The 18,365-nt window shown below is 66.3% G+C and carries 21 protein-coding genes; 10 read left to right on the top strand and 11 right to left on the bottom strand.

Features of this window, described 5'->3' with window-relative positions; genetic code table 11:
* Nucleotides 1-63 precede the first annotated feature (63 nt).
* Nucleotides 64-1,125, top strand: a complete 1,062-nt coding sequence (locus RBB34_RS07480; RefSeq protein ID WP_306118578.1) for a polysaccharide deacetylase family protein — start codon at nucleotides 64-66, stop codon at nucleotides 1,123-1,125.
* Between the two features lie 9 nt (nucleotides 1,126-1,134).
* Here the strand turns inward: RBB34_RS07480 and RBB34_RS07475 are convergent, their stop codons facing one another.
* Nucleotides 1,135-1,362, bottom strand: a complete 228-nt coding sequence (locus RBB34_RS07475) for a DUF2842 domain-containing protein (protein ID WP_306118577.1) — start codon at nucleotides 1,360-1,362, stop codon at nucleotides 1,135-1,137.
* Nucleotides 1,363-1,543: 181 nt separating this feature from the next.
* Between RBB34_RS07475 and RBB34_RS07470 the strand changes: the two genes are divergently transcribed.
* Nucleotides 1,544-2,638, top strand: a complete 1,095-nt coding sequence (locus RBB34_RS07470) for a COX15/CtaA family protein (RefSeq protein ID WP_306118712.1) — start codon at nucleotides 1,544-1,546, stop codon at nucleotides 2,636-2,638.
* Between the two features lie 4 nt (nucleotides 2,639-2,642).
* Here the strand turns inward: RBB34_RS07470 and argC are convergent, their stop codons facing one another.
* From argC to RBB34_RS07440, 6 genes are all read right to left on the bottom strand, one after another.
* Nucleotides 2,643-3,599, bottom strand: coding sequence for an N-acetyl-gamma-glutamyl-phosphate reductase (gene argC / locus RBB34_RS07465; RefSeq protein ID WP_306118576.1), 957 nt, complete (start codon nucleotides 3,597-3,599; stop codon nucleotides 2,643-2,645).
* 71 nt (nucleotides 3,600-3,670) lie between these two features.
* The gene (gene speB, locus RBB34_RS07460) at nucleotides 3,671-4,618 is read right to left on the bottom strand and encodes an agmatinase (RefSeq protein ID WP_306118575.1); all 948 of its coding nucleotides are present in this window, start codon (nucleotides 4,616-4,618) and stop codon (nucleotides 3,671-3,673) included.
* Nucleotides 4,619-4,632: 14 nt separating this feature from the next.
* Nucleotides 4,633-5,166, bottom strand: coding sequence for a hypothetical protein (locus tag RBB34_RS07455; RefSeq protein ID WP_306118574.1), 534 nt, complete (start codon nucleotides 5,164-5,166; stop codon nucleotides 4,633-4,635).
* A gap of 82 nt (nucleotides 5,167-5,248) precedes the next feature.
* The gene (gene rpsI / locus RBB34_RS07450; RefSeq protein ID WP_306118573.1) at nucleotides 5,249-5,734 is read right to left on the bottom strand and encodes a 30S ribosomal protein S9; all 486 of its coding nucleotides are present in this window, start codon (nucleotides 5,732-5,734) and stop codon (nucleotides 5,249-5,251) included.
* 5 nt (nucleotides 5,735-5,739) lie between these two features.
* Nucleotides 5,740-6,204 carry a 50S ribosomal protein L13 gene (rplM, locus tag RBB34_RS07445; protein ID WP_306118572.1) on the bottom strand — a complete coding sequence of 155 codons (465 nt, stop codon included), beginning with the start codon at nucleotides 6,202-6,204 and terminating at the stop codon, nucleotides 5,740-5,742.
* A gap of 245 nt (nucleotides 6,205-6,449) precedes the next feature.
* A complete protein-coding gene (locus RBB34_RS07440) occupies nucleotides 6,450-6,905 on the bottom strand; it encodes a PaaI family thioesterase (RefSeq protein ID WP_306118571.1) in 456 nt (151 codons plus the stop codon).
* 96 nt (nucleotides 6,906-7,001) lie between these two features.
* Here RBB34_RS07440 and RBB34_RS07435 point away from each other — a divergent pair, with 96 nt between their 5' ends.
* Nucleotides 7,002-7,820: an enoyl-CoA hydratase gene (locus tag RBB34_RS07435; RefSeq protein WP_306118570.1), complete on the top strand. Its 819-nt coding sequence runs from the start codon at nucleotides 7,002-7,004 to the stop codon at nucleotides 7,818-7,820.
* 36 nt (nucleotides 7,821-7,856) lie between these two features.
* On the opposite strand, the gene RBB34_RS07430 is transcribed toward RBB34_RS07435, so the two are convergent.
* Together RBB34_RS07430 and RBB34_RS07425 are read right to left on the bottom strand one after the other, a co-directional pair.
* Nucleotides 7,857-8,129 (bottom strand): Txe/YoeB family addiction module toxin, encoded by a 273-nt coding sequence (locus RBB34_RS07430; protein WP_306118569.1) that lies wholly within the window; start codon nucleotides 8,127-8,129, stop codon nucleotides 7,857-7,859.
* On the bottom strand, nucleotides 8,126-8,416 hold the full coding sequence (locus RBB34_RS07425) for a type II toxin-antitoxin system prevent-host-death family antitoxin (RefSeq protein WP_306118568.1): 291 nt from the start codon (nucleotides 8,414-8,416) through the stop codon (nucleotides 8,126-8,128). Before RBB34_RS07425 ends, RBB34_RS07430 begins: the two co-directional genes overlap by 4 nt.
* 88 nt (nucleotides 8,417-8,504) lie before the next feature.
* Between RBB34_RS07425 and RBB34_RS07420 the strand changes: the two genes are divergently transcribed.
* From RBB34_RS07420 to RBB34_RS07410, 3 genes are all read left to right on the top strand, one after another.
* Nucleotides 8,505-8,945, top strand: a complete 441-nt coding sequence (locus RBB34_RS07420; protein WP_306118567.1) for a CoA-binding protein — start codon at nucleotides 8,505-8,507, stop codon at nucleotides 8,943-8,945.
* 149 nt (nucleotides 8,946-9,094) lie between these two features.
* A complete protein-coding gene (locus RBB34_RS07415; protein ID WP_306118566.1) occupies nucleotides 9,095-10,381 on the top strand; it encodes an O-acetylhomoserine aminocarboxypropyltransferase in 1,287 nt (428 codons plus the stop codon).
* 149 nt (nucleotides 10,382-10,530) lie between these two features.
* Nucleotides 10,531-10,821 (top strand): hypothetical protein, encoded by a 291-nt coding sequence (locus RBB34_RS07410; protein WP_306118565.1) that lies wholly within the window; start codon nucleotides 10,531-10,533, stop codon nucleotides 10,819-10,821.
* A gap of 24 nt (nucleotides 10,822-10,845) precedes the next feature.
* On the opposite strand, the gene RBB34_RS07405 is transcribed toward RBB34_RS07410, so the two are convergent.
* Nucleotides 10,846-12,111: a cytochrome P450 gene (locus RBB34_RS07405; protein ID WP_306118564.1), complete on the bottom strand. Its 1,266-nt coding sequence runs from the start codon at nucleotides 12,109-12,111 to the stop codon at nucleotides 10,846-10,848.
* Nucleotides 12,112-12,287: 176 nt separating this feature from the next.
* Between RBB34_RS07405 and RBB34_RS07400 the strand changes: the two genes are divergently transcribed.
* From RBB34_RS07400 to RBB34_RS07385, 4 genes are all read left to right on the top strand, one after another.
* Nucleotides 12,288-12,923, top strand: a complete 636-nt coding sequence (locus RBB34_RS07400) for an ATP-dependent Clp protease proteolytic subunit (protein WP_306118563.1) — start codon at nucleotides 12,288-12,290, stop codon at nucleotides 12,921-12,923.
* A gap of 244 nt (nucleotides 12,924-13,167) precedes the next feature.
* Nucleotides 13,168-14,454, top strand: coding sequence for an ATP-dependent Clp protease ATP-binding subunit ClpX (gene clpX / locus RBB34_RS07395; RefSeq protein ID WP_306118562.1), 1,287 nt, complete (start codon nucleotides 13,168-13,170; stop codon nucleotides 14,452-14,454).
* A gap of 351 nt (nucleotides 14,455-14,805) precedes the next feature.
* Nucleotides 14,806-17,235 (top strand): endopeptidase La, encoded by a 2,430-nt coding sequence (gene lon, locus RBB34_RS07390; RefSeq protein WP_306118561.1) that lies wholly within the window; start codon nucleotides 14,806-14,808, stop codon nucleotides 17,233-17,235.
* Between the two features lie 210 nt (nucleotides 17,236-17,445).
* Nucleotides 17,446-17,721, top strand: a complete 276-nt coding sequence (locus tag RBB34_RS07385) for an HU family DNA-binding protein (protein WP_306118560.1) — start codon at nucleotides 17,446-17,448, stop codon at nucleotides 17,719-17,721.
* A 114-nt stretch (nucleotides 17,722-17,835) separates the two neighbouring features.
* On the opposite strand, the gene RBB34_RS07380 is transcribed toward RBB34_RS07385, so the two are convergent.
* Nucleotides 17,836-18,099, bottom strand: coding sequence for a hypothetical protein (locus RBB34_RS07380; protein WP_306118559.1), 264 nt, complete (start codon nucleotides 18,097-18,099; stop codon nucleotides 17,836-17,838).
* Between the last annotated feature and the right edge of the window lie 266 nt (nucleotides 18,100-18,365).

Genomic DNA, 18,365 nt, shown 5'->3' with positions numbered 1-18,365 from the left:
AATGGGGTTTCTTTTCGGTTGAAGACGCGCTGCGCGCTCGCGCCGCGTCCTTTCTGGTAACGCATGGCATCGCGGCCCAAGACCATACTGCGCAAGGCCGTCATGATCGGTGCGCGCGCGACGGGCCTGACGAGGCTGTTCCGCCCTGTTCTGGGCGGCGTCGGCGCGATCCTGATGCTGCACCGGGTCGGCCCGCCGCAGAACACCTCCGGGCTCAACGACTTCCTTTCGGTCGACCCTGCCTTTCTCGACGCGCTTCTGGGCCGGCTCAAGCGGGCGGGCTGGACGTTCGTTTCGATGGACGAGGCCGTCGAGGGCCTCGAGGGCGGCTCCAAGAAGGGGCGTTTTCTGGCGGTCACGCTCGATGACGGATATCGCGACAATCTGGAGGCGGCAGCGCCCGTCTTTGCGGCCCATCAGGTGCCCTACACGGTCTATGTCTGTCCCGGTCTGATCGAGGCGCAGGCCTTCTTGTGGTGGGAGGTCGTCGCCGCCGTGATCGAGCGGCACGACCAGATCTCCTTCACCCTCTTCGATGGCGATCAGACGCTCGACTGCGACACGCCGGCGCGAAAGCTCATCGCCTACAGCCAGTTGACGCGCTATCTGAGCACCGAGGTCGACGAGGACGAACAGCGCCGCTTCGTGCGCCAGTTCGGCCGCGCCTATGGCATCGACGAGCGCGCCCATTGCCGCGATGCGGTGATGAACTGGTCCGAACTGCGGCGGCTTGGGGCCGATCCGCTGTGCACGATCGGCGCGCACACGATCAACCATCATTTCCTGTCGCGCCTTCCGGCCGAGCGCGCGCGCTTCGAGATCGCCCAGTGTGCCGAGGTTCTCGCCGTCGAACTGGGCGAGCGGCCGGTTCATTTCGCCTATCCCTATGGCGGGCGCGACGCGCTCGGCCCGCGCGAGGTCGAGATCGTGCGCGGGGCCGGCTACCGCTCGGCCGTGACCACGCGCCACGGCCTGCTGCGGCCGGCCCACAAGGACCATTTGCTCGAACTGCCGCGCATTTCGGTCAATGGCGAATACCAGAGCACGCATTATGTCGACACCATGCTCAGCGGAATCACCGTGCCGGTCGCCAATCGCGGCCGGCGCTTCGTCACGGTCGATTAGCGTCGATACTCAGGAGCCGCTGGCGTCCTTGCGGCGGCCGCCGCGTTCCATCCACGAGATCACGAACATGGCCGGCACCACCCAGAACACGCCGGACAGGCCGAAAAAGGCCAGATGGACATACCACGGGCTTTCGGCCAGCCGGTGGCTGGCAATGGCGGTGGCCACGAGCGCGTAGAGCACCACCAGCACGACCAGCACGACCATCCCGATGAACTTGCGCATCCTTGCGGGCATGAGGACCTCTCCTGCGGGTCCGCCGTCCGGACCCGGAGCGTCATGTAGCACGCCGGCTTCCCGTGCCAAGCCGGCGTTCCGCGACAAAGCGGCACTTGCGCGCCCGGGACCGATTTGCCATCTGCCGCACGAACCGCACGGAACACCGCCCATGAGCACCGCCGCCGCCGAACTGCCCGCAATGGCGCCCTCGCGTCCCCCCGCGCGCGCCGGTGCGCGCACCGAACTGCGCAACCGCGCAAAGGTCCGCGTCTGGCTCTATCTGACCGCCCTGGTGCTGCTTGTCCTGGTGATCGTCGGCGGGGCGACGCGGCTCACCGATTCGGGTCTGTCGATCACCGAATGGGCGCCGATCCACGGCGTCATCCCGCCGCTGACCGAGGCGCAATGGCAGGCCGAACTGGAGAAATACCGGCAGATTCCCGAATACCAGCTCGTCAACAAGGGCATGTCGATGGCCCAGTTCCAGTTCATCTACTGGTGGGAGTGGGGGCACCGGTTCCTCGCCCGCGCGCTGGGGCTCGTGTTCGCTCTCCCGCTGGCCTTGTTCTGGCTGGCCGGCCGGCTCGACGCAAGGATCAGGCTGCCGCTCGTCGGCCTGTTGGCGCTGGGCGGTCTTCAGGGCTTCATCGGCTGGTGGATGGTCTCCTCGGGCCTGACCGAGCGCGTCGATGTCAGCCATTATCGCCTGGCGGTGCATCTTTGCATGGCCGCGCTGATCCTTGGCGGGCTCGTCTGGGTCGCCCGGTCCATCGCCCCGCACGCCGCCGACCTCAGGCCCGCGGCGCGCTCGCATGTCTGGGCGGGCGCGCTCGCCGGTCTGGTCTTCCTGCAGATCTATCTGGGCGCATTGGTGGCCGGGCTCGATGCGGGCTGGGTCTTCAACCAATGGCCGATGATGGGCGAGGGGCTGTTTCCCGCCGTCATGTGGGAGCCGGCGCTGGGCTGGCGCAACTGGGTCGAAAACCCCGCCATGGTGCAGTTCGCCCATCGCATCGGCGCCTATGCGCTGTTGGTCGCGGTGCTGATCCATGCCTGGCATTGCCGGCGCTGGGCACCGGGGTCGACCCATGCCCGCCGCGCCATGGTGCTCGCGGCGCTGGTGGCGGCACAGGCGCTGGTCGGCATCGTCACGCTGATCATGGTCGTGCCGCTCTCCTGGGCGCTGGTGCACCAGGGGCTGGCCTTCTTCGTGCTCGCCTTTGCCGTGGCGCACTGGCGCGCCATGATCGGCCCGCTGCCGCTGTCGGACGGCCGGCCGCACCGGCACGCCTGACCGGTCAGTCAAAGCGCAGTTGGGTCTCGGGCACCGCACCCAGCATCAGCTCGAGGTTCTGCACGGCGGCCCCGGCCGCGCCCTTGCCCAGATTGTCGAGCGAGGCAACGAGATTCATCTGCCCGTCGCCCGGCGTGCCGCAGACATGGATCGTCATCCGGTCCGTGCCCGCCATTTCGGTCGCGTCGATCCGCGCCATCGCCTCGGTCTCGTCGAGTTCGGCGACGCGCACCACGCTCTGGCCCGAATAGTGGGTTTCCAGCACGTCCTGGACCTGCTCATGCGTGGCATGGCCGGTCAGAAGCGCCGAAAACAGCGGCACATTGACCAGCATGCCCTGCGCGAAACGACCCACCGAGGGCGTGAAGATCGGCCGCACGGTCAGCCCCGCCCGCTCCATGATCTCGGGCACGTGCTTGTGGCGCAGCGAGAGCGCATAGGCAAAGAAAGGCGCCGAGATGCGGTCCTCGGCGCTCTGGTCCTCCATCTGCCGGATCATCTGCTTGCCGCCGCCCGAATAGCCCGACACCGCATTGACCGTGACCGGATAGTCGGTCGGCAGCAGACCGGCCAGTATGAGCGGGCGCAAAAGGCCGATCGCTCCGGTCGAATAGCAGCCCGGATTGGAGACGAACTGCGCATTGGCGATCCGCTGCGCCTGGCCCGGCTCGGCCTCGGCGAAGCCGTAGACCCAGTCCGGCTGGGTGCGATGCGCCGTCGAGGCATCGATGAAGCGCGTATCGGCGCCCTCGGCGAGACGGACCGCCTGCCGCGCCGCCTCGTCGGGCAGGCACAGGATCGCGATGTCGGCGGCGCGCAGCATGGCCTTGCGCTTGTCCTCGTCGCGCCGGTCCTCGGCGGGCAGCGACAACAGCTCGATATCGCCGCGACGGGCGAGCCGGTCGCGGATTTGCAGGCCGGTGGTGCCGTGTTCGCCATCGATGAAGATCTTTGCGGTCATGGTCGGTCCAGAAACGATTCCGTGTCAGGGGTTTGCGGCGGTTGGCGGATTCGGTTTGTCAGCAGCGTTGGTTAGCGCCCGCGTCCGGCCAGCAGGCCGAGATAATGCATGGCCACGGCCGCCCCTGCAATCGCCGTGATGTCGGCATGGTCATAGGCCGGCGCGACCTCCACGACATCGGCGCCGACGATCCGCAGATTGCCCAGTTGCCGCAGCACGCCGAGCATGCGCGCGCTCGACGGCCCGCCGGCCACCGGCGTGCCCGTCCCGGGCGCGAAGGCCGGATCGAGGCAGTCGATGTCGAAGGTCACATAGCATCGGGCGTCGCCGACGCGCGCATGGATCGCCTCGGCGATGGCCGCCGCGCTCATCGCATCGACCTGCTGGGCGTCGACGATCGCGATGCCGCACGTCTCGGGCGCATGGGTGCGGATGCCGATCTGGATCGAGCGGTCCGGATCGATGACGCCGGCGCGCACCGCCCGGCCGACGAAGGTGCCGTGATCGATGCGCCGGCCGTCATCGGGCCAGGTGTCCTGGTGGGCGTCGAACTGGACCAGCGCGAGCGGACCGTGCGCCGCCGCGTGTGCCTTCAGCAGCGGCCAGGTGACGAAATGATCGCCGCCCAGCGCCAGGCAGAACGCGCCGGCGGCGATGATCTCGGCCACCGCCGTCTCGATCGCAGCCGGAGCGGTGGAATGATCACCATAATCGAGCAGCACGTCGCCCCGGTCGATGACCGCCAGATCGGCGAACAGATCGGTGCCGAAAGGGTATTGCGGATCGTTGTCAAGGATCGCCGAGGCGCGCCGGATCGCCTGCGGGCCGAAGCGCGCGCCCGGCCGGTTCGACACGGCGGCATCGAACGGAATGCCGAGCACGGCGACATCGGCGCCGGCAGGATCCCTGGAGAACTTGCGCCGCATGAACGACAGCGCGCCCGCATAGGTGGGATCGGCGGCGGCGCCGGTCGGCGCGGTGGCGGTGAAGGCGTGGTCGATGGTCGAGGCGCGGGACATGGCGGCCAACGGGGTCAGAGCGGCGAGACGTCCATCGCGTTCAACAGCTTCAGCGCGCCCTTGGCAACCGATTTCCGCCGGTCGTCGGCCAGCGCCCGCGCGCGGGTCTCGACGCGCGGGACGATCGTCGGATCGCGCCTCGCCCAGCGCGCAAGCGTCTTCATCGACATGTTGAGCGCGATCCAGTCGTCCTCTTCGTGAACATTGCGGATCAGCACGTCGGTGGCCGTGGCGCGTTGGGCGGGCGTCAGGCGCTCGGCGTGCTGGTCGAACAATTGCGCAAGGGTCCACTTCGCCGAGGGCTGGTCGATCGCCGCGACCTCGGTCAGGAGGCGATCGGCATAGGCCGGCAGCCAGTCCGGCCGCGCCGCGAACACGCGCTTGCAGGCGCTGGAGGTGCGCAGGCGAACCACCGCGTCATCGCTGAAATAGCACTGGTAGAGTTCGTCCATCCGCGCCGGATCGTCGAGCACCATGGCGACGACCGCCTCGGTCCGGCCGAGCGAATTGGGATGGCCCCCGGCCAGCATGGTTCGAAACGCGTCCATGCCGGGACCTTACCCCGCCACCGCGCATGAAAAAAGCGGGGCCGCGGCCCCGCTCGATCCGTTCCTGCCAGTGGCCGGCCGGTCAGCGCTTGGAGAACTGGAAGCTGCGGCGGGCCTTGGCGCGGCCGTACTTCTTGCGCTCGACGGTCCGGCTGTCGCGCGTCAGGAAGCCGCCCTTCTTGAGCACGCCGCGCAGTTCGGGCTCGTAATAGGTCAGCGCCTTGGAGATGCCGTGACGCACGGCGCCGGCCTGGCCGGACAGCCCGCCGCCCTTGACGGTGGCGACGATGTCGTACTGGCCGTCGCGATTGGCGGCGATGACCGGCTGGCGCAGGATCATCTGCAGCACCGGTCGGGCGAAATAGGTCGGCATGTCCTTGTCGTTGATCGTCATGCGGCCGGTGCCGGGCTTGAGCCAGACGCGGGCGACCGCATCCTTGCGCTTGCCGGTGGCATAGGCGCGGCCATGCGCATCGAGCTTCTGGACATGGACGGGCGCCGCCGGTTCGGCGGTGGGCTCGGTGGTTGCGATATTGCCGAGCTCTTCAAGGGCGTTCAGATCAGCCATGGCGTTCAACCTGCCTTCGTGTTCTTGGCGTTCATGGCGGCGACGTCGATCACCTCGGGCGACTGCGCCGCGTGCGGGTGTTCGGCGCCGGCATAAACGCGCAGATTCTTCATCTGGCGACGGCCGAGCGGGCCGCGCGGGATCATGCGTTCGACGGCCTTTTCGACCACGCGCTCGGGGAAGCGCCCGTCCAGCATCTGCGCGGCAGTGCGCTGCTTGATGCCGCCGGGATGGCCGGTGTGCCAGTAATAGGTCTTTTCGGCGCGCTTGCGGCCGGTGAAGACGACCTTGTCGGCATTGATGACGATGACATTGTCGCCGTCATCGACATGGGGCGTGTAGGTGGGCTTGTGCTTGCCGCGCAGGCGCTTGGCGATGATCGTGGCGAGCCGGCCGACGACCAGCCCGTCGGCGTCGATCAGCACCCATTTCTTCTGCACATCGGCAGGCTTCTGCGAAAAGGTCCGCATCGGTTGGGTCCTTCGATTGCGATCCCGGGCAGCGGCGTCGCCGCGCGGGCGTTTCTTGTTGCTTGCGTGTGTCGGCGTTTGGCGTGTCGTCCCGCCGGATTTGCCGGCCAGCCGGCAACACCCTCAGCGCGGGTCTCACCCTCGCGAATTGGGCTCCATTACGGTCCGGGCGACCGCTTGTCAAGATCAATTTCGAGCGCTGGCCAGGGGAAATGCAGCAAGATCAATGGCTTGCATGCAAGGTATTATTTTACCGCATCGTGCCGGTCCGGCGGGATCGAATAGGTGCCGGTCGCATGCGCGATCAGCCGTCCTTCGGCATCGGTGATCGTCGTTTCGACGACCGCCAGGCGCTTGCCCAGCTTGAGCAGCCGCGCCATGCCCTCCAGCGGCCCGGGCGCCGCCTTGTGCATGAAATTGATGGTCAGATTGGTCGTCACCGTCAGCGCCGAAGGGCCGATATGGGCCAGGATCGCCAGATAGGCGCCGACGTCGGCCAGGGTGAACAGCGTCGGCCCCGACACCGTGCCGCCCGGCCGCAGGTGCCGGTCCTCGGGCGACAGGCGCATGGTGACCGTCCCCGGCTTGACGCGGACGACGCGATAGTGCCGTCCATCGGCATGCAGTTGCGGAAAGTCGCGCGCCAGAAACGCTTCGAGCGCCTCGACATCCATCACCGGCGAAAGGGCCGAAGGTTCCATTGCGTCATCCCGGGCGGACCGGCGCCACTGGCGCGGTGTGTCCGGCGCTGTTAGCCTTGACCGGGTGAGCAAGGCAAGTGCGATGCGAGGTGCCCGATGAGCAGCAATGTGCAACCCCTGCGGCAGCCGGGCGGGCTCGTGCTGGCCCATCGCGACGGACCGCTCCTGCGCCTGACGCTCAACAACCCGCCGGCCAATGCCCTGTCGGTCGCGATGATGGAGGCGCTGGTCGCCGCGCTCGACGACGCGGCGGCCGACCAGGCCGTGCGCGCGATCGTGATCCGCTCCAACGAGCGGGTCTTCAGCGCCGGTCACGACCTGAAGGAGCTGACCGCCCACCGCGCCGATCATGACGGCGGCGTCGGTTTCTTCAAGCAGACCTTCCAGTTGTGCGCGGCTCTGATGACCAGGATCGTCGAGCACGACAGGCCGGTGATCGCCGAGGTCGACGGGCTTGCCACGGCGGCGGGCTGCCAGTTGGTGGCGAGTTGCGATCTGGCCATCTGCACCGACAGTTCCGGTTTCTGCACGCCCGGTGTCAATATCGGCCTGTTCTGCTCGACGCCGATGGTCGCGCTGTCGCGCAACGTGCACCGCAAGCAGGCCATGGAGATGCTGCTGACCGGCGAGACGATCGACGCCTCGACCGCAAAGGAGTTCGGCCTTGTCAACCGTATCGTGCCGCGCCAGTACCTGAATCAGGTTGTCGAGAAATACGCCCAAACCATTGCCGAAAAGTCCTGTTTCGTCGTCGGGCTCGGCAAGGCCGCGTTCTACCGGCAGGCCGAAATGACGCTTGCCGACGCCTATGCCCACGCATCCGCCGTGATGGTCGAGAACATGATGGCGGCCGATGCCGAGGAGGGGATCACGGCGTTTTTGCAGAAGCGACCGGCGAAGTGGACCGGCAAATAGGCGACGCGCCCGGGCTTTGCGTAACCGTGCCGTTGGTCACCGGGAATAGTGATAGCGGCAGGCGGCGATTTCGAGCGTCTGCGCATCGCCCGAACCGGTGATGCGATAGACCAGCCGGTGCTCGTCGTCGATCCGGCGGGACCACGCACCACGCATGTGATGGCGTAGCGGTTCCGGCTTTCCGGGCCCGTTGAAGGGGTGGCGCCTGGTCAGTTCGATCAGTTCGAGCGCGCGCACGGCCATGCGCGGCTTGACCTTTACCCAATAGGTCAGGTCCTGCAGCGCCTGGGGCGAAACGATCACGATCACGCTGCATCGTCCGCCGCATTTTCGAGCGCAGCCTTCAACTCCTCGATGGTCATCTCGATACCCTCGCCCGCATCGAGTTGCCGGATCGACTCCAGCAGCACGGCACGGTTGACCGGATTGGAGAGCAGGTAGTCTGTCTCCTTCCAGCTTTCATATTCCTCGAGCGGGATGACGACCATGGGCTGCTTGCCCTGGCGCGTGACGATCAGTTCCTTGCGGTCGTCCTCGACCTGGTCGAGCAGCTTGGCGATATTGGCCCGGAACTCGGACTGGCTGACAATGGCCATCGACGCCTCCATTGTTGACGCATTGTTGACGCTTCCTTGTGCGCATTTTAGGACAAGTTCAACGACAGGACAACGGACAGGACAGACAATGAGTGTCGACGCCGGCCACGACAGCTACCCTGACGACCTCATCCGCTCGGTCCTGACCAGCGTCGAATCTATTGCCGTCGTCGGCGCGTCACCCAATCCGGCCCGGCCGAGCCATGGCGTGACGAAGTTCCTGGTCGACAAGGGGTTCGAGGTCGTCGCGGTCAATCCCGGCCATGCCGGCAAGACGATCGCCGGCGCGCCCGTCGTCGCCTCGCTCGCCGATCTGCCCCGGCCGGTCGACATGGTCGACGTCTTCCGCCGCTCCGAACATCTTGGCGGGGTGATTGATGAGGCCCTCACGCTGCCGGACCGGCCGAAGGTCGTCTGGAGCCAGCTCGGCGTACGCGACGACGCGGCGGCGGCCCGCGCCGAGGCAGCCGGGGTCACCGTCATCCAGGACCGCTGCCCGGCGATCGAGATGCCGCGCCTGGGCCTCTGACGTGCAAGCCCATTCCACCGGGGGCAACCGTTTTCCGACGGGCGCCGGCCGTTTGCGGGTCTGCCGCGCAAAATTGTTCTTTGCATTCGCCGGGGCCGTCGCCGATAACGGCGTCCCATCGGACCATCCAACACCCTCGGGAGGCAATCATGTCGGACCACACGCCGGGCTTTGAGACGCTGGCCATCCATGCGGGCGCTCAGCCCGACCCCACCACGAAGGCGCGCATAACCCCGATCTACCAGACGACCTCCTATGTCTTCGACAGCGCCGATCATGCGGCCAAGCTGTTCGGCCTGCAGGAGTTCGGCAATATCTACACCCGCATCATGAACCCCACCAATGCGGTGCTCGAGGAGCGCCTTGCCGCGCTCGAGGGCGGCACGGCGGCGCTCGCGGTGGCATCGGGCCACGCCGCCCAGTTGCTGGTCTTCCACACGCTGATGAATGCGGGCGACAACTTCGTGGCCGGCACGCGGCTGTACGGCGGCTCGATCAACCAGTTCGGCCAGGCCTTCAGGAACTTCGACTGGCAGGTGCGCTGGGCCGACACCGACGATCTTCAGGCGCTGGAAAGCCGGATCGACGCGCGCACCCGCGCCGTCTTCGTCGAGAGCATCGCCAATCCGGGCGGTGCCATCACCGACATCCAGGCCGTCGCCGAGGTCGCCCACAAGCACGGCCTGCCGCTGATCGTCGACAACACCATGGCGACTCCCTACCTCATGCGTCCGATCGAGCACGGCGCCGACATCGTCGTGCATTCGCTGACCAAGTTCATCGGCGGACACGGCAATTCGATGGGCGGCATCATCGTCGACGGCGGCACCTTCGACTGGTCGGCCTCGGGCAATTATCCGATGCTGTCGTCCCCGCGCGAGGAGTATGGCGGCGTCGTGCTGCACGAGGCGCTCGGCAACATCGCCTTCGCCATCGCCTGCCGTGTGCTCGGCCTGCGCGATTTCGGCCCGGCGCTGTCGCCCTTCAACGCCTTCCAGATCCTGACCGGGCTCGAAACGCTGCCGCTGCGCATGCAGCGCCATTGCGACAACGCGATCGAGGTCGCACGCCACCTGAAGGACCACGAGGCGGTATCCTGGGTGCATTATGCGGGGCTGGAAGGCGACCGGTTCAAGGCCCGCCAGGAAAGATACACGCCAAAGGGCGCCGGCTCGGTATTCACCTTCGGGCTGAAGGGCGGCTACGACGCCGGCGTGAAGTTCGTCGAGGGTCTGCAGCTGTTCTCGCACCTTGCCAATATCGGCGACACCCGCTCGCTGGTCATCCATCCGGCCTCGACGACCCACCGCCAGCTTTCCGACGAGCAGCGCGAGGCCGCCGGCGCCGGCAATGACGTGGTGCGCCTGTCGATCGGCATCGAGAATGTCCGCGACATCATCGCCGACATCGACCAGGCCCTCGCCAGGGCGGCCTGACCCGTCGCGACCCGCAAGGCGCGACGCATCGGGCCGTCCCGCCGGGGCGGTCCCTGCGCACGGATTTGCGATTGATTTGCCGCAAGGCATCGGGCGCACCGATGTGCCTGACTGGGCGCGAAGGGACGAAACCGGCAAGGGAGGCGTTCATGCGCTTTCATATCATCCTGGCGGTCGGATCGGTGGCAGGCCTGACGGCCGCACAGGCCGCGTTCGCCCAGTCCACCGACCCGGCCTGGCTCGACGAGGTCACGGCACAGCTTGCCCGCGACGAGCAGTGCCAGGTCGAATATTACGTCAACATCGCCGAGGGCGAACTGGCCGGCCGACGCACCTTCGAGGCGCGCGCCCAATGCCGCGACGGGCGCCAGTTCGATGCGGCGCGTACCGAGCCGGAAGAAGAGTTCACGCTCAGCCTTTGCGAAGTGCAGGTGTGCTGACGGCGCGATGCCGCATCCGGCCGGTCACCATTTGATCGCGGCCCGTTCGAGCCCGCGGAAATGATAGGTGTCGCCATAGCGCGGCCGTTCGGCAAAGCGCAGGCCGGGCAGGCGCGCAAACAGCACCGAAAGCGCCTCCTGGATCTCGATCCGGGCGAGCGGCGCACCGATGCAGAAGTGGATGCCGGCGCCAAAGGAGACATTGGCCTGGTCGGCCCGGCCCGGGTCGAACGCGTGCGGTGCCGCAAAGCGGCGCGGGTCGCGATTGGCCGCACCCAGCAACAGCCCGATCCTCTCGCCCTTCCTCAGCGGCAGAACGCGGCCCTCGACGTCAAGGTCGATGTCGGACAGCGCATAGCGCGTGAACATGTGCAGCGGCGCGTTGTGGCGCAGCGCTTCCTCGACACTCGCCGCCGTCGCTTCCGGCGAACCGAACAGCGCCGTCGGATCGAGGCCGGAATCCAGGATCGAATGCAGCGCATTGCCGATCTGGTGCACCGTCGCCTCATGGCCGGCATTGAGCAGCAGCACCACGGTCGACACCAGTTCGTCCTCGCTGAGCGTCGCACCGCCGTCTTCGGCGGCGATCAGCGCGCTCAGCAGGTCATCGCCGGGCGCCGCGCGCCTGGCCGCGATGTGATCGCGCAGGAAGGCGGCGAAGTCGCGCGCGGCCGCGTTCGCGGCGATCTGCGCGTCCATGGTCGGCGCCAGCACATACATCTTGACGATCGCATGCGACCAGTCGAGCAGTTGCGGTCCGGCCGAGACCGGCACGCCGAGCAGGCGGCAGATCGTCTCCAGCGGGATGGGCGTGGCATAGGCCGCCAACAGCTCGGCGCTGCCATCGGCTTCGAACCCGTCGATCAGCCGGTGGCACAGCGCGCGGACTTGCGGGCGCAGCCGCTCGACCTGTCGGGCGACGAAGGCCTTGGTGATCAGCCGCCGCAGCTTTGTGTGCGCGGGCGCCTCCAGTTCCAGAAGCGAATGCCGCTCGAGCGCGTCGAAATCGCGCAGATGGGCGGGGCGCTCGGGCCAGCCAAGCTCGGCGCGCGTTGCCACATGCAGGATCTGCCGGCCAAAGCGCCGGTCGCGCAGCAGCGCGTCGACGGCCTGGTAGCCGGCAAGGCACCAATGTCCGTATTGCTCCCAGAAGAAGGCCGGCGACCGGGCATGGATGCGCGCATAGGCCGGGTAGGGATCCTGGATGAAACCGTTGGCGCGCGGGTCGATCGAAAGCCGGTCGCCGCTTCCTGCGGCGGCGGTCGCGGTGCTGGCGGGTTGCGGCTGCATGGCTCCTCACGAGGCCCTGGAAACGGCCCGTTTCTGGCCGGTTTTAACCGCACCGGCAAGCAAATCCACCCGCTCCCTTGCGAAGCGCCGGCAGGGCGCCCTATCTAGGCTCTCGAACGCCCACTGATTCCCGCATTCGCCGTCGGCTTCCGCGCGGCGGGCTCCAAAGGTGAACCATGCCCGATCCGATCAACACAGCGATGAACCTCGTGCCCATGGTGGTCGAGCAGACCAACCGCGGCGAGCGCGCCTACGACATCTTCTCGCGCCTTTTGAAGGAACGCATCATCTTCATCACCGGTCCCATCGAGGACGGCATGGCATCGCTGGTGTGCGCCCAGCTTCTGTGGCTGGAGGCGGACAATCCGAAAAAAGAGATCGCCATGTACATCAATTCGCCCGGAGGCGTGGTGTCCTCGGGCCTTGCGATCTACGACACGATGCAGTTCATCAAGCCGGCCGTCTCCACGCTGTGCATCGGCCAGGCCGCCTCCATGGGCTCGCTGCTGCTGACGGCGGGCGCCAAGGGCATGCGCTTTTGCGTGCCCAATTCGCGGGTCATGGTGCACCAGCCCTCGGGCGGCTTTCAGGGCCAGGCGACCGACATCCTCATCCACGCCAAGGAAGTCGAGAGCCTCAAGCGCCGGCTCAACGAGATCTACGTCGCCCATACCGGCCAGGACTACGAGACGATCGACAAGGCGCTCGATCGCGACAACTTCATGACCGCCGAAATGGCGCGCGACTTCGGCCTGATCGACCGGGTCATTTCCAGCCGCGATGCCATCGACAGAGAGGGCGGTGCCGGATAATCGCGCAGCATTTGCGCCGGTGCGGCAAATCGGCAACGATTTGCGATTGCGCTGGGCGCATGAAACGTTAGTGTTTTCGGCACGTTAAGGGCTTGTTGACGGTCATGCTCCTAGCCTGATCGTGATTCGGGATCGGGTTTGTGTCCGTTGCGGTTCTGTGTAGAGTCGGCGTGTGGCCGAGCGTGTGGGTGTCCGGGCCACACCAAGAACGGGTGACGAGCCCGGTGCAGGAAAGGACGATTTCATGAGCAAGATTTCCTCGAGCGGTGGCGGCGGCGACGCCAAGAACACCCTCTATTGCTCATTTTGCGGCAAGAGCCAGCACGAGGTGCGCAAGCTGATCGCGGGTCCGACCGTGTTCATCTGCGACGAGTGCGTAGAACTGTGCATGGACATCATCCGCGAGGAGAACAAGTCCTCGGTTGCCAAGTCCAAGGAGGGCGTGCCCACGCCGCAGGAGATCCTGACGGTGCTGGACGACTACGTGATCGGCCAGCCGCACGCCAAGCGCATCCTGTCGGTCGCCGTCCACAACCACTACAAGCGGCTGGCCCATGCCGAAAAGAACGAGGATGTCGAACTCGCCAAGTCCAACATCCTGCTGATCGGCCCGACGGGCTGCGGCAAGACGCTGCTCGCCCAGACGCTGGCGCGCATCATCGACGTGCCCTTCACCATGGCCGATGCGACCACGCTGACCGAGGCCGGCTATGTCGGCGAGGATGTCGAGAACATCATCTTGAAGCTGCTGCAGGCCTCCGACTACAATGTCGAGCGTGCCCAGCGCGGCATCGTCTATATCGACGAGATCGACAAGATCTCGCGCAAGTCCGACAATCCCTCGATCACCCGCGACGTGTCGGGCGAGGGCGTCCAGCAGGCGCTTCTGAAGATCATGGAGGGCACGGTCGCCTCCGTGCCACCGCAGGGCGGACGCAAGCATCCGCAACAGGAGTTCCTGCAGGTCGACACCGCCAACATCCTGTTCATCTCCGGCGGCGCCTTCTCCGGGCTCGACAAGATCATCGCCGACCGCGGCTCGCAGACCTCGATCGGCTTTGCCGCGACCGTCGAATCCCCCGACGAACGCAAGACCGGCGAACTGTTCCGCATGGTCGAGCCCGAGGACCTGCTGCGCTTCGGCCTGATCCCGGAGTTCGTCGGCCGCCTGCCGGTGCTCGCCACGCTCGAGGATCTGGACGAAGACGCGCTCGTGTCGATCCTGACCGAACCCAAGAATGCGCTGGTCAAGCAGTATCAGCGCCTGTTCGAGATGGAAAACGTCGAACTGACCTTTCACGAGGACGCGCTGCGCGCCATTGCCCGCAAGGCCATCGAACGCAAGACCGGCGCGCGCGGCCTGCGCTCGATCATGGAGACGATCCTGCTCGACACCATGTTCGAACTGCCCGCGCTCGAAGGCGTGCGCGAGGTGGTCATTTCCGACGATGTGGTCACCGGCGGTGCCCGCCCGCTCTACATCTATTCGGACAAGGACGAGCAGGCCGGCGCCACCGCCGAGAGCGCCTGAGGCGCCGCGAACGCCCGGCCGGTCCGGCATCGGCCGGCAGGCGCCGGCACGGTTCGGCCGCCGCATCGCAGGGCGCGCGCGGCGCCTTCACGCGCCTGTGCGTTTCGGCACGCCGGCCGGCAAAGGCGCTTGTGCGAATCCGCATTTGCCGCAAATGTGGACGTGCCATGCGCGCCGGCCCGACATCCCGGCCGGTCTTTCCGGCGGTTCCGGTGTCCGCCGCACTGGTTGAAATGGGCCCTCGCGCGCGCCAAGTAAGGGTCAGCGGTTGACCGCATTTCTCTGTGCCATCGGGACTGGACGGGTACGATGGCGTCAAACCGGCCTCCGGGCCAGACAAGGAAGAGACGCATGACACATGCACCCGTGAAAACGACAGCGGGCGGCGAGAACGGGCTTTATGCCGTTTTGCCGTTGCGCGACATTGTTGTTTTTCCGCACATGATCGTGCCGCTGTTTGTGGGACGAGACAAATCCATTCGCGCCCTTGAGGAAGTGATGGAGAACGATCGCCAGATCCTACTGGCGACCCAGGTCGAGGCTGCCGATGACGATCCGGCCGCCGATGCGATCTACAAGACCGGCACGCTCGCCAACGTGCTGCAACTGCTCAAGCTGCCCGACAATACGGTCAAGGTGCTGGTCGAGGGCGTCGAGCGCGTGGCCGTGGGCGAATTCAGCGACCGCACCGATTTTCTGGAAGCCAGTGCCGGCCCGGTCGAGGAACCGGACGAGGACGAGGTGGAAGTCGCAGCCCTTGCGCGCACCGTCATCGCCCAGTTCGAGGACTATGTGAAGCTCAACAAGAAGATCTCGCCCGACGTGGTCGGCGCGGTGGCCCAGATCGACGACTATTCCAAGCTCGCCGACACGGTCGCCTCGCATCTGGCGGTCAAGATCGCCGAGAAGCAGGCACTGCTGGAGACCGCGTCCGTCAAGGCGCGGCTCGAGAGCGCGCTCGGCCACATGGAGGCGGAGATTTCCGTGCTGCAGGTCGAAAAGCGCATCCGCAGCCGGGTCAAGCGCCAGATGGAGAAGACCCAGCGCGAATACTATCTCAACGAGCAGATGAAGGCGATCCAGAAGGAGCTGGGCGACGGCGAGGACGGCCAGGGCGAACTGGCAGAGCTCGAAGAGCGCATCGCCAAGACCAAGCTGTCCAAGGAAGCGCGCGAGAAGGCCGACGCCGAGTTCAAGAAGCTCAAGCAGATGAGCCCGATGTCGGCCGAGGCCACGGTCGTGCGCAACTATCTGGACTGGATGCTGTCGATCCCCTGGAACCGCAAGTCCAAGGTCAAGTACGATCTCGACCTTGCCCAGGAGGTGCTCGACAACGACCATTACGGCCTTGAGAAGGTCAAGGAACGGATCGTCGAGTATCTGGCCGTCCAGAAGCGCCAGAAGAAGCTCAAGGGTCCGATCCTGTGCCTGGTCGGCCCGCCCGGCGTCGGCAAGACCTCGCTGGCCAAGTCGATCGCCAAGGCCACCGGACGCGAATATGTGCGCATGGCGCTGGGCGGCGTGCGCGACGAGGCCGAGATCCGCGGCCACCGGCGCACCTATATCGGCTCCATGCCCGGCAAGATCATCCAGTCGATGAAGAAGGCCAAGAAGTCCAATCCGCTCTTCCTGCTCGACGAGATCGACAAGATGGGCATGGACTTCCGCGGCGATCCGTCCTCGGCGCTGCTCGAGGTGCTCGATCCCGAACAGAACAACACCTTCATGGACCACTATCTGGAGGTGGAGTACGACCTGTCGAACGTGATGTTCATCACCACGGCGAACACGCTCAACATCCCCGCGCCGCTGATGGACCGGATGGAGATCATCCGCATCGCCGGCTACACCGAGGATGAGAAGGTCGAGATCCTCAACCGCCACCTGATGCCCAAGGCGGTGCGCGACAATGCGCTCCAGCCCGGCGAGTTCGAGGTGACCGAGGATGCGATCCGCAAGATCATCCGCCTTTACACCCGTGAGGCGGGCGTGCGGAACCTCGAGCGCGAGCTGATGAAGCTGGCGCGCAAGGCCGTCACGGAGATCCTGCGCAGCGACGCCAGCGCGGTGAAGGTGACCCGGGACAATGTCGAGGAGTATCTGGGCGCGCCGAAGTTCCGCTATGGCGAGATCGACCAGGAGGACCAGGTCGGCGTGGTCACCGGGCTTGCCTGGACCGAGGTCGGCGGCGAACTGCTGACGATCGAGGGCGTGATGATGCCCGGCAAGGGCAAGATGACCGTTACGGGCAACCTCAAGGACGTCATGAAGGAGTCCATCTCCGCCGCAGCGTCCTATGTGCGCTCGCGCGCCATCGATTTCGGCATCGAGCCGCCGGTGTTCGACAAGCGCGACATCCACGTGCACGTGCCCGAGGGCGCCACGCCCAAGGACGGCCCGTCGGCGGGCATCGCCATGGCGACGGCCATCGTCTCGGTGCTCACCGGCATCGCCGTGCGCAACGATGTCGCCATGACCGGCGAGATCACGCTGCGCGGGCGGGTGCTGCCGATCGGCGGCCTGAAGGAGAAGCTGCTGGCGGCGGTGCGCGGCGGCATCAAGAAGGTGCTGATCCCGCAGGACAACGCCAAGGACCTTGTCGACATCCACGACAACGTCAAGAGCGCCCTGGAGATCGTTCCGGTCAGCCATATCGGCGAGGTGCTCGAGCATGCCCTGACGGCAAGGCCCGAGCCGATCGAGTGGACCGCCGAGGACGAGAAGATGGCCGCGGCGATGGCGCGTCAGACCGAGGAGCCGCAACCCAACGTGGCACACTGAACCCGTCGACAAACACCGAAAGGCGCCGCGATCGCGGCGCCTTTTTTTGCCTAATGGCGTGATTTCCTTTGCAAATCAGGGCGTCCGGGGTCGTTTGACGCCTAAATTGCCTATCAATCCCCGCAATTGCGAGTAATGTGCCGCCAATGCACGCGCGTCCGGTCGATTCGCGTCAGCATTGCACGATCTGTCTTTGAGGGGAGATGACCCATGAACAAGAACGAACTGGCCGCGGCAGTGGCGGAAAAATCAGGCTTGGGAAAAGGCGAGGCGACCTCCGCGGTCGAGGCCGTGTTTGCGACCATTACCGAGACGCTGAAGGCCGGCGGCGACGTCCGGGTGCTCGGCTTCGGCAATTTCGTCGTCCAGCATCGCGCGGCAACCACCGGCCGCAATCCGATGACCGGTCAGGCCGTCGACATTCCGGCCAAGCGCGTTCCCAAATTCACCGCCGGCAAGGCCCTCAAGGACGCGGTCAACTCCTGACGTCCCGGGCGTCCGCGCGGACATGTCTGCCGGGGTCAGGGCGGTTGCGCGCGATGCGGCCATCTGCCGGCGGGCCAGGGATCGCGGGCCGGTTCAATCCCACATTCTTCGTCGTCAGTCAGCGAGCGTGTGCCCGCCCTCCAGGCGGGGCGCGCGTGGTTCGAGCGCATCGACGAGCGACGACGTCCTGGCGGCGGCCGTCGGCTGCCACAGCTCGACGCGTGCCGCCAGCATCACCGCTGCGCCGATGGCGCCGATGATCAGCGCGTATTCGACCGCGGCGGTTCCGGTCCGATCGCCCGCCAGATGGCCGGTGCGCCGGGCACGGCCCGGCGCGTCCGCATCGCGCCTGTTTCGTGGTCTGCATGACTGGCCCATGGCTTCGCGTCCCGCCTGACCGCCCGGTTTCGCCGCCATCGGCGCCGGGCCTGTCCGATGATCGGGTCGCAGTGTGGCTCATCAACCATCGCCAGAGGCTCTTGCGCATTGGCGCGCAAGACGCGCGGGCGGCATGCGCCACGCTCACGCCGCACATCGTCACCAAGTGAAGCGCTTCCGTCTTGAATTGTAAGCGGTGTTGTGATCACACCTTGGCGGCGTAATTCCAGGGCAGCAACGCGTCGATCCGGCTCTGCATGTGACCG

Origin of the sequence: Roseitalea sp. MMSF_3546, from assembly GCF_030732865.1 — a bacterium.
In the GTDB taxonomy this organism is placed as follows: Bacteria; Pseudomonadota; Alphaproteobacteria; order Rhizobiales; family Rhizobiaceae; genus Roseitalea.
This window is presented reverse-complemented; position numbering and strand designations above follow the sequence as displayed.